General features: G+C 65.5%; 6 protein-coding genes. 4 read left to right on the top strand and 2 right to left on the bottom strand.

All coding sequences use genetic code 11. The features are described 5' to 3' along the window. The first annotated feature begins 47 nt into the window (after positions 1-47). Positions 48-4,856: an NAD-glutamate dehydrogenase gene (locus tag GNZ21_RS11135; RefSeq protein WP_157324324.1), complete on the top strand. Its 4,809-nt coding sequence runs from the start codon at positions 48-50 to the stop codon at positions 4,854-4,856. Between the two features lie 11 nt (positions 4,857-4,867). After that, positions 4,868-6,388, top strand: a complete 1,521-nt coding sequence (locus tag GNZ21_RS11140; protein WP_188503490.1) for a sensor histidine kinase — start codon at positions 4,868-4,870, stop codon at positions 6,386-6,388. Between the two features lie 124 nt (positions 6,389-6,512). Here GNZ21_RS11140 and GNZ21_RS11145 read toward each other — a convergent pair whose 3' ends face one another. Beyond that, complete coding sequence (locus GNZ21_RS11145) at positions 6,513-7,172, bottom strand: response regulator transcription factor (RefSeq protein ID WP_188503489.1); 660 nt, start codon at positions 7,170-7,172, stop codon at positions 6,513-6,515. Next, on the bottom strand, positions 7,169-8,722 hold the full coding sequence (locus GNZ21_RS11150) for a sensor histidine kinase (RefSeq protein ID WP_188503488.1): 1,554 nt from the start codon (positions 8,720-8,722) through the stop codon (positions 7,169-7,171). Before GNZ21_RS11150 ends, GNZ21_RS11145 begins: the two co-directional genes overlap by 4 nt. A gap of 99 nt (positions 8,723-8,821) precedes the next feature. Between GNZ21_RS11150 and GNZ21_RS11155 the strand changes: the two genes are divergently transcribed. Together GNZ21_RS11155 and GNZ21_RS11160 are read left to right on the top strand one after the other, a co-directional pair. After that, positions 8,822-10,042, top strand: coding sequence for a phosphotransferase (locus GNZ21_RS11155; protein WP_157324326.1), 1,221 nt, complete (start codon positions 8,822-8,824; stop codon positions 10,040-10,042). Between the two features lie 140 nt (positions 10,043-10,182). Further along, positions 10,183-10,431 carry a WhiB family transcriptional regulator gene (locus GNZ21_RS11160; RefSeq protein WP_150460739.1) on the top strand — a complete coding sequence of 83 codons (249 nt, stop codon included), beginning with the start codon at positions 10,183-10,185 and terminating at the stop codon, positions 10,429-10,431. The last annotated feature ends 161 nt before the right edge of the window (positions 10,432-10,592 follow it).

Genomic DNA, 10,592 nt, shown 5'->3' on the forward strand with positions numbered 1-10,592 from the left:
GACAAGTGCTTCTAAGGCTACATTCAAGGGAGAAAACAGGCTTAGCGATGGCAGAGCAGCCCAGCACACTCTGGAGACGTGAGGACGAGCAGTACCAGGCGCTGACCGAGGCCTACTTCGCGCATATCGCTGAGGAGGATCTCGCCAAGCTCAGTGCCGCAGCTCGCCAACAGCGGGTCAGCGCCCATGTGGAGACGGCCGATTCACGCACCAGCACCGAGCCGGCCGTGCGGGTGGTGGAGGTGGAGCACCGCAGTATTGTGCAGGTAGTTACCGATGACATGCCCTATCTGGTGGACTCGGTCACCAGCGAGGTCACCCGTTGCGGGCACGCCATCACCTTGGTGGTCCACCCGATCCTGCTGGCCAAACGCAGCAGCTCCGGGGCCCGGCTCAAGGCCGTGCAGTCGGTGCCCACCTCCGGGCGCTCGCTGTCCTCAGGAGATACCCAGGCGCTGCCCACAGTGGCCGCCTTCATCGAGGAGCAGGACCGGACCCAGGTGGAGTCCTGGATCGCGGTGGAGTTGGACCGGGTCATCGACCATGAGGCAGCACAGAGCCTGGTCACCGGGCTGAACCGGGTGCTCGAGGACGTCCGCAGCAGCCACCGGGACCAGGCCCGGATGATCCAGGAGGTCTCCCGTGCCGCCACCGAGTTCCGCCAGCTCTCCGGCGTGGAGGACCGGGATGAGTCGGCTGAGCTGCTGGAGTGGATGGGCACCGGGAACTTCCTGTTCCTGGGCTACCGGCAGTACCGGGCCGTGGGTGAGGGGCTGGAGCCGATCCCCGGCACCGGGCTCGGCGTGCTCTCCGATGTGGACGGAAAGCCCCGCACCGGCTACACCAGTGAGCTCACCGCAGAGGCTGCCGGCCAGGCCGCGGACAAGCCGCTGGTCATCACCAAGGCCGATGCTCGCTCCACCGTACGCCGGCGCACCTATGTGGACTATGTGGCGGTGAAGACCTATGAGTACGACGGCACCGTGCTCAACCTCACCGGCGAGCGGCGCTTCCTGGGTCTGTTCAGCCAGCGGGCCTACACCCAGTCGATTGTGACCATCCCGCTGCTGCGTTCTCGGGCCAAGCAGCTGCTGGCCCGCTCCGGATTCAGCCCCGACTCTCACTCCGGGACCGATCTGATGCAGATCCTGGAGACCTATCCGCGCAATGAGCTCATGCAGATGGACATTGCCGAGATCGAGGATGTGGCCTGGCAGATCCTGCAGCTGCAGGAGCGGCGCCGGATCAAGCTCTTTCTGCGCCGGGACCACTACGGCCGGTTCATGACCGCACTGCTCTACATGCCCCGGGACCGGTACAACACCGACACCCGGCGGCGGGCTGAGGAGCAGCTGCTGGCGCATATCGATGCCGAGTCCATCGACTTCAATGTGCGGCTCTCGGATTCCGTGCTGGCCCGGGTCTTCTTCCGGATCCGGCTGAAGCCAGATGCTGAGCCGATGCAGATCTCGGTCGCCGAGCTGGAGGCCAGACTTGGCCGCGCGGTGCGCTCCTGGGGCGAGGGAATCACACAGGAGGCCGCCGAACGCTATTCCACAGCCCATGCGGAACGGATCTCCGCCCGCTGGGCCGAGGCCTTCCCGCCGGAGTACCGGGTGGTCTACGAGGTGGCCGATGCCCTCCACGACGCCGCCGAGTTCGAAACCTTGGAGGCTGAGACTGAGGCCGGTCCGCGGCTTTCGTTCTACCCCCCGGGAGCAGACGATCCGGCGCATATGCGGCTGAAGCTCTACCTGACCGACTCCAAGACGCTCACCGATACCCTGCCGATCATCGATGACTTCGGCCTGGCCCTGCTGGATGAGCGCGCCTACACCATCAGCACCCCAGACGGAGCGGTCTTCTACCTCTATGACCTGGGCATCTGTTATCCGGCGGAGGTGGACCCCTACGCCACCACGGAGGTCTTCAAAGAGGCCTACCACCAGGTGCTCACCCAGCGGGTGGAGTCCGATGAGTTCTCCAGGCTGGTGCTGCATCTGCAGATGGACGTCCGCCGGATCACCGTGCTGCGCGCCTATGCCAAGTACATGCGCCAGTTGGGCATGCCGCACTCCTACGACTTCCTCTCCGAGGCGCTGCTGGCCAACCCGGATGTGACCCGGGCACTGGTCGCCTACTTCACCGCCAAATTCGATCCCGCTTTGGACTCCGGGCGCAATGAGGCTGTCCAGGCCTGCCGGGCCCGGGTGGTGGAGGCCCTGGAGACGGTCAAGACCCTGGACGCCGATCGGGTGCTCTCCACGTTCCTGAACCTCATCGACGCCACCGACCGCACCAACCTCTACCAGGGCCACGAGTGGCTCTCACTGAAGCTGCGCCCGCAGGACATCGATGCAGCCCCTGCCCCCCGGCCGGCCCATGAGATCTGGGTCTACTCCCCGGTGGTGGAGGGCTCCCACCTGCGTTACGAGCGGATTGCCCGCGGCGGGCTGCGCTGGTCCGACCGCTCTGAGGACTTCCGCACCGAGGTGCTGGGCCTGGTCAAAGCGCAGATGGCCAAGAACGCGGTCATCGTCCCCTCCGGGGCCAAGGGCGCCTTCTTCCCCAAACGGCTGCCCGACCCCCGAGCTGACCGCGGCGCCTGGTTCGAAGCGGGCCGTGCGGCTTACCAGACCTTCATCCGTGGCCTGCTCGACGTCACAGACAACCAGCAGACTCAGGAGGACGGGACCATCAGCATCGTGGCCCCGGAATGCGTGGTCCGTCACGACGGCGACGACGCCTACCTGGTGGTGGCAGCGGATAAGGGCACTGCCACCTTCTCTGACACAGCCAATGAGATCAGCGCAGAGTACGGGCACTGGCTCGGCGACGCCTTCGCTTCGGGCGGCTCGGTGGGCTATGACCACAAGGCCATGGGAATCACTGCCCGCGGTGCCTGGGAGTCGGTGAAGTCGCATTTCAAGACGCTGGGCCATGACACCCAGTCCCAGGACTTCACCGTGGTGGGAATCGGGGACATGGGCGGCGATGTCTTTGGCAACGGCATGCTGCTCTCCGAGCACATCCAGCTGGTGGCCGCGTTCAACCACCTGCATATCTTCATCGACCCCAACCCGGACGCGGCGGTCTCCTACCAGGAGCGGCAGCGTCTCTTCACCGCCGAGAAGTCCGGCTGGGATGCCTATGACACGGACCTGATCTCGGAGGGGGGCGGGGTGTTCTCCCGGGAGTCCCGCAGCATAGAGATCAGTCCGCAGATGCGTGAGCGATTCGGCATCGACGCCGAAGAGATGACCCCGCCGGAGCTGATCACCGCACTGCTGAAGGCCCCCGCCGACCTGCTCTACAACGGCGGGATCGGCACCTACGTCAAGGCCAGCCACGAATCCCATGAGGAGGTCGGCGACCGGGCCAATACCGGCATCCGGATCAACGGAGCTGAGCTTCAGGTCAAAGTGGTGGCTGAGGGAGGCAACCTGGGCCTTACCCAGGCCGGCCGCATCGAGGCGGCCCAGCACGGCGTGCTGCTGAACACCGACGCCATCGACAACTCTGCCGGTGTGGATTGCTCCGACCACGAGGTCAACATCAAGATCCTGCTGGACTCCCTGGTCAGTTCCGGGCATCTGGAGGCCCAGGACCGCAGTCAGCTGCTGGAGGAGATGACCGAGGAGGTCGCCCAGCTGGTGCTGCGCACCAATGAGGACCAGAATGTGCTGCTGCTGGCAGAACGGCACCGGCTCACTGAATGGTCGCCCAGCTTCGGTCGGCTGATCACCTGGCTGGAGAACAACGCCGGGCTGGACCGTGAACTGGAGGTGCTGCCCACCGACCAGGACATGCTGGAGCGGCTGGAGAACCAGGTGCCCCCGCTGACCGTCCCGGAGCTCTCGGTGCTGGCGGCCTATGCCAAGATCCACCTCAAAGGGGCCATCGCGGACTCCGACCTGCCCGGCGACCCTTGGCTGGGCAGCACCCTGGAGGACTACTTCCCGGAGCAGCTGAGCAGCCGGTTCGCCGAGCAGCTGCCCCGGCATCCCCTGGCTGAACGCATAATCGCCAACGAGCTGGCCAATGACGTGATCAATATGGCCGGAGCCACCTTCGTCTTCCGCACCGTTGAGGAGACTTTCGCCTCCCCGGCCCAGGTGACCCGTGCCTTCATCATTGCCCGCGAGCTCTTCCAGCTGCAGGAGTTCGATTCCGCGCTGCGGTCACTGCCGGTGGACTTCCCCACCAGCGACTGGGCGGAGACATATGTGAATATGCGCCGTCTGCTGGACCGTGCGGTGCGCTGGTTGGTCAATAATGGCGTGGAGGGCGACTCCCTGGAGGCAGATATCGCTGCTTACCAGGAACATATCGCCCCGCTCTACCGCAATCTGCGTCCGCTGCTGGCCGGGCAGGATGCTGATCGGGCGGCCGCCCGCCACCAGGAGGTCCGTGAGCTCGGCATGGATGAGGAGCTCGCCGGCTGGTATGCGGAGCTGTTCGAGTCCTTCTCGCTGTTGGACATTGCGGCACTGGCGCGCAGCCACGGCCTGGACTCCCAGACCGTGGCGGAGGTCTACTTTGCGGTCTACGCAGAGTTCAACGCTGATGAGCTCCTCAACCACATCACCAGGCTGCCCCGGAAGGACAAATGGCAGGCGCTGGCCCGTGGCGCGCAGCGCGATGAGCTGTACTTCGCGCTGCGTGAGATCACCGAATCGGTGCTGACCAGCACCTCAGCGGAGACTACCGCAGGGCGGTTGGAGGAGTGGAAGCAGGCCAACAGTTCTGCTCTGGAACGCTCAGCACGGCTGGCCGAGGAGATCCGGAACCGTGAGCACTCGATGGCCTCTATTACCGTGCTGCTGCGCCACCTGCGCGGCCTGATCGGCGCCTAGCTCTGGGGGCTGTGGCGGTGCTGAGCGAGAGGCTGCGGGACTCAGAGCACCTCAGCTCTCAGGATGCTGAATGGCTGCATGCCCTGGTCAGTGATTGGCAGCTGCTCTCAGACCTTGCCTTTTCCGATCTGGTGCTCTGGTTCCCTGACACTGACCGGGGGCTGGTGGACCCCCACCGGGGGTCTTTCATCGCCCTGGCCCAGGCCAGGCCCTCCACCACTCAGACGCTCATTCACCGCGATGTGGTCGGTGACCGGATCCGGGCAGACCTGCGCCGTATGGTCGAGCGGGCCTGGATCAACCAGGTGGAGACCAACTCCTCAGACCAGGGTCAGCCCTCCCCGGCGCGGATGCGGGTCACCGCCATTCCGCTGGTTCGGGAGGGAAGGACGGTGGCTGTCATCACCCTGCACTTCTCCGTCGCGGCCCTGCGCACTCCCTCCCGGATGGAACTGACCTACCGGCGCTGCGCGGCTGATCTGCTGGCCATGGCGGGGGAGGGGGTCTGGCCGGACACCAGCCAGGAGTTCACGGGGTATTCGGGCGCGCCCAGGGTGGGGGACGGGCTGCTGCGGCTTGATACTGAGGGCAAGATCAGCTTTGCAAGCCCCAATGCTGTCTCGGCCCTGCTGCGCCTGGGGGTCCAGGAGACCCTGGAGGGCCGGTCCCTGGCCGGGATCGGAGCTGAGCTGCAGCGAGCCACCGGCGTGGCAGTGGATGAGTCCCAGCCGCTGATGCTCACCGGCCGCAGAGCCATGCGCGCTGAGCTGGAGGCCCATGGGGCGGCGGTGACTCTGCGCTCGATCCCGCTGCGCCGTGGGGGTGAGCGCTTCGCCGCACTGGTGCTCTGCCGGGATGTCACCGAGCTGCGCCGCCGGGAGAAGCAGCTGATGAGCAAGGACGCCACTATCAAGGAGATCCACCACCGGGTGAAGAACAACCTGCAGACGGTCTCCGCGCTGCTGCGCATGCAGTCTCGCCGGATGGACTCGGAGGAGGGGCGCTCCGGACTGCGCCGGGCCATGCGCCGGGTGGAGACCATCGCAATGGTCCATGACTCGCTCTCCCAGGGCTTGGAGGAGAGTGTGGACGTCGATGAACTGATGCGCCGGCAGCTGCGGCTGGCCGCTGAGATGGCCCAGTCCGAGCGCAGCGCCCATACCGAGCTGCAGGGCAGTTTCGGCCAGCTGCCCCCGGATATGGTCACCCCGCTGGTGCTGGTGATCACCGAGATCGTGGCCAATGCGGTGGAGCATGGGCTGACCGGGATGCCGGCACAGGAGAGTCTGAATGTGATACTGGCAGTGCACCGGCACACAGATGCCGCAGGCCGCCAGCGGCTTGAAATAGAGCTGCAGGATGACGGGGTGGGCATCCCGGAGCAGGACTGGGAACCCGGGCTGGGCCTGCAGATCGTGAAGACACTGGTCCGCGGGGAGCTCTCCGGCTCCATCCAGTGGCTCCCTGGCGAGGGTCAGAGCCCGGGGCGTCCCGGCACCAAGGTGGTGCTGCGAGCTCCCATCCTCGGGTGATGCACGCGCAGCCCCCGTAGAGGGGACCGGCGGGACCAGCTTCAGGTGTGAAGGCCGGCAAGGCTTTGCCGGCCGAGAGCCGAGCGGGGTTTCCCCGCCGGCGGGACCAGCTTCAGGGACCAACTCAGACGTCCAAGCGGTAGCCGACGCCGCGGACGGTCTTTATGGACTCCGAGCCGATCTTGGCCCGCAGGTAGCGCACGTAGACGTCCACCAGATTGGAACCGGGGTCAAAGCTGTAGCCCCAGACCATCTCCAGCAGCTGCTCACGGGAGAGCACCTGCCCGGGATGGCGCATGAAGGTCTCTGCCAGGGTGAACTCCCGGGAGGAGAGCTCATGCTCGGCATCACCGACCCGCACCTTGCGTGAGTGCAGGTCCAGGGTCAGCGCCCCGGCGCTGAGGGTGGTGGGCTCATCGGCGGAGCCGCCGCGCAGGCGCAGCCGGATCCGGGCCAGCAGCTCATCGATGCTGAACGGCTTGGCCATATAGTCGTCCGCCCCGGACTCCAGCCCCTTGACGGTATCGGCGGGAGTGTCGCGGGCGGTGAGGATGATCACCGGGGCTGCGAACTTCTTGGCCCGCAGCCGGGAGAGCAGCCGCAGCCCGTCCTCATCGGGCAGGCCCAGGTCCAGCACGGCGAGGTCCACGGAGGTGTTCAGCGCGAACTCGAAGCCCTCCCCGGCGGTGGCGGCGCGGACTGTGGCATAGCCTGCCGAGCGCAGGCCCTTCTCCACGAATGAGGCGATGCGGTCCTCATCCTCGATGATCAGAATATTCGTCACGGGCGTCTCTCCTCTGCGGGAATCTCGAGGGTGTGGGCATCGGCGCTCAGGGTCGGAACCGGGCTGGGGTCCTGCTCAAGGCTGGCGCCGGGCAGAATGAGGCTAATCGTGGTTCCTGCACCCACCTGGGACTCCACCTTCACGGAACCCGAGTGGGCAGCGGCAATGGCTTTGACAATCGGCAGGCCCAGCCCGGAGCCGGGCTTGGAGGTGTCGCTGCGCTGGAACCGGTCGAAGATGCGTTCCTGATCCTGCTCCGGTATCCCCGCCCCCTGGTCGCGCAGGGAGAGAACGACGTCGTCCCCAGCCACCCGGGTGCCCAGGGAGATCACAGAGCCTGGCGGGGAGAACTTGACCGCATTGGCGGCCAGCTGCAGCAGGGCTTGGGTGATCCGCTCCCGGTCCAGTACGGCGGGACCCTCGGCGCGTTCGGCGATCAGCCAGCGCCGCTCACCCAGGGCGATGATCTTGTCGTAGACCTCATCAGTGAGAGTGCCCAGCTCCACCACTGTCGGCTGAACGAAGTCGGGCCGGTCGGCCTGGGCCAGAGTGGTCAGATCGTCCACCACCCGGTTCATCCGCTTCAGCTCGTCCAGGGTGAGTTCCCGAGTGGCCACCACATCTTCCCGGTCTCCGGCATCCAGCACTTCCAGATGGCCGCGCAGAATGGTCAGCGGGGTGCGCAGCTCGTGGGAGACATCATGGATCAGCTGCTCCTGTGCGGTGAAGGCGCCCTCCAGGCGGTCCAGCATTTCGTTGACTGAGCGTGTCATCGCTGCCACATCATCATGTCCGGTGACCTCGATCCGTTCGGTGAGATCCTCCCGGGTGATCCGACGGGAGGCCTCAGCCAGCAGCCGGATCGGGTGTAACAGCCTTCCGGCCACCAGATAGCCCACCAGGGCCACCACGAGTAGGGAGAACACTGCCACGCCTGCATAGGTCAGGAAGATGCCCGAGAACACCGCCTTCTCCGCGGTCAGGTCATAGGCCATCACAAAGGCAGCGACCTCGTGGGTGGTCCCCCGGGCATCCTCAACCTGGGAGCCGGCATGCACCGGCACCACCACTGCACGGTAGGTGGTCTGCGCTGTGGTGATGGTGGTGAACTGCGCGCGCTCGGCCACGGCATAGTCCCTCAGCGCCCGCAGCAGCTCAGGGTCCTCCTCCAGGTCGATATCGGTGACCGGGGAGGTCCAGGCGATCTCGCCGTCCACCATGCCGATAGCACCCTCATTGCGGGTTGGGATAATCCGGGCCATGGCGGTGCGCACCAGATCCGCGGGGGTTGCGAAGCTCTCACCGGTCTCCGGATCGATGCCCGCAATGCTGAGTTCCACGAATTCCTGGGCATCGGCCTCCAGCTCAGCGTTGATCCGGTCCTCCACCTGCAGCTGCTGCAGGTAGTAGACCGTGTATCCGGACACCGTCAATGCCAGCGCAGTCAGACCCACCACTGCGGCGAGGATGCGTGAGCGGGCCGAGAGGGCGGAGAAGGCGCGTCGGGGCCCGCTCCGCCTCGGCTTTGCCGAAGCATCTCTAGTGGTCACGCAGCTCAGTTTCTCATTAGTTCAGGGCTCATAGGGGCGAAAAGCCATGAGACTTTTCTCATCCCAGGAATCTGCTGATTCATTGTCACAATAGGGACTATGAACTGGGAGGTTGAGCGGCTGCTGCGCAGTCCGCAGATCGAGGTGCTGCTGCAGACTGCCCTGCGCTCCTCGGGACTTGAGTTGGAGCATTGGGCATTGGACCGGGTCTACTCCCGGCCGCACGCTGAATCCTCCGCCCGATTTCAGGTCCAGGCCTCCGGCCACCAGCTAACCCTGGTGGCCAGCACCCGGCAGCTTACCGAGGGGCAGCGTGACCAGCTCGGTGCAGTGCGCTGTGAGTCTGAGGCAGGCAGTCTGCATATATGGGCCCATCCCACTGATCCGGAGCTTCCGGGCCTGCGGGTGGTGGAGGACCATGCCCAGCTGGCTGAGCGGTTGACCCCGCTGCTGCAGCGGCAGCTGCGGATTGAACAGGTCGAGCTGGTGGTGCTGCGCCCACTGCGGCGGGCGGTCTACCGAGTAGTGGCGGCCTCGGACCTGGGGTACCGCACACTGTTTCTGAAAGTGGTGCGTCCGCATAAGCTTCCGGAGCTGCTTGCCCGTCATCTGGCCTGCTCACTCATACCCTCCACTGCTGACTTGGGTGACGGGATTCTGGCGGTGGATCAAGCCCCGGGTCTCGCACTGACTGATCTGCTCTATCTGCCCAGTTCACCGATGCCCGGTGTCAGGATCGATCCCCAGGTGATTCTGCGCGCCCTGGACTCTCTGCTGCCCCAAGCGCTGCAGCTGCCCGCCCGGACCGCACCCCCACAGCGGTTCGCGAGCTTTGAGCCGGCGCTGATCGCTGGTGGCGCCCATCCGCAGCGGGTCCAGGTGCTGGTGCAGCGGATTCAGGCTCAGCTGCACCGGCACAGCCGGCCCTTGGTGCCCACTCACGGGGACTTCCACCCGGCCAATCTGTTCCTCACTGAGGATGCCGCGCATCCGGCGGCACTCATCGACGGGGACACTGTGGGCCCCGGCCACCGGGTCGACGATCTCTCCATGATGTTCGCCCATCTGCTGGCGCTGCCCAGCTACGACGCCGCGGGCTATCAGACAGTGCCCCAGCTGGTCCAGGATCTCTGGTACGCAGTGGGTGGTATGGCCTACGAGCCGGCTGATCTGGTGGCACGGACCGCGGCCTCGATGATCGCCCTGGCGCCGGGCGCCCGCGGGCCGGAGCAGCTGGACTATTACCTCGGGGCCACTGAGTACATCCTGGATTCAGGGAGCATAGCTGTAGCCCAGCACACGCATTTCGGAGAAATGTGATCAATCGCACAGCTTTTTGTCAAAATTAATTCATTGAGAGGTCTTGTTTGCCTGGCCGTAACATGTCAGCCTTGATTACTGAACATCCCAGACGTATTGCCTGATTGCCCCTGAGATCAGGTCAAGGAGTAGTGATCGCCATGGATTGGCGCAGCCGAGCAGCTTGTTTAGACAAGGATCCTGAGCTCTTCTTCCCCGTCGGCAATACCGGCCCCGCTCTGCTTCAGATTGAAGAGGCCAAGAGCGTCTGCCGGCGCTGCCCCGTGATGGACACCTGCCTGCAGTGGGCGCTGGACACCGGGCAGGACTCCGGTGTGTGGGGCGGTATGAGCGAGGACGAGCGCCGCGCACTCAAGCGCCGTGCCGCCCGCGCCCGTCGCGCAGGTTAGGAAGCCTCAGAACTGCAAGAAGCACTGATGCCCCGAGTTCCAGCTGGAGCTCGGGGCATCAGTCTGTGCGAGCCACGTCGTGGCGCTGGCGGGGTTTCCCGGCCATTCGCGGTTAAGCGTGGAGGTGTCGTGGGTCAAGGGGCTCGCGCCCTTGTTGGATG

The organism is Nesterenkonia alkaliphila (genome assembly GCF_009758175.1).
In the GTDB taxonomy this organism is placed as follows: domain Bacteria; phylum Actinomycetota; class Actinomycetes; order Actinomycetales; family Micrococcaceae; genus Nesterenkonia; species Nesterenkonia alkaliphila.

Bases quoted from the DNA above. Each gene is read 5' to 3' on its own strand.
- GNZ21_RS11160 (WP_150460739.1), top strand. From the start codon at position 10,183: ATGGATTGGCGCAGCCGAGCAGCTTGTTTAGACAAGGATCCTGAGCTC.
- GNZ21_RS11135 (WP_157324324.1), top strand. From the start codon at position 48: ATGGCAGAGCAGCCCAGCACACTCTGGAGACGTGAGGACGAGCAGTAC.
- GNZ21_RS11155 (WP_157324326.1), top strand. From the start codon at position 8,822: ATGAACTGGGAGGTTGAGCGGCTGCTGCGCAGTCCGCAGATCGAGGTG.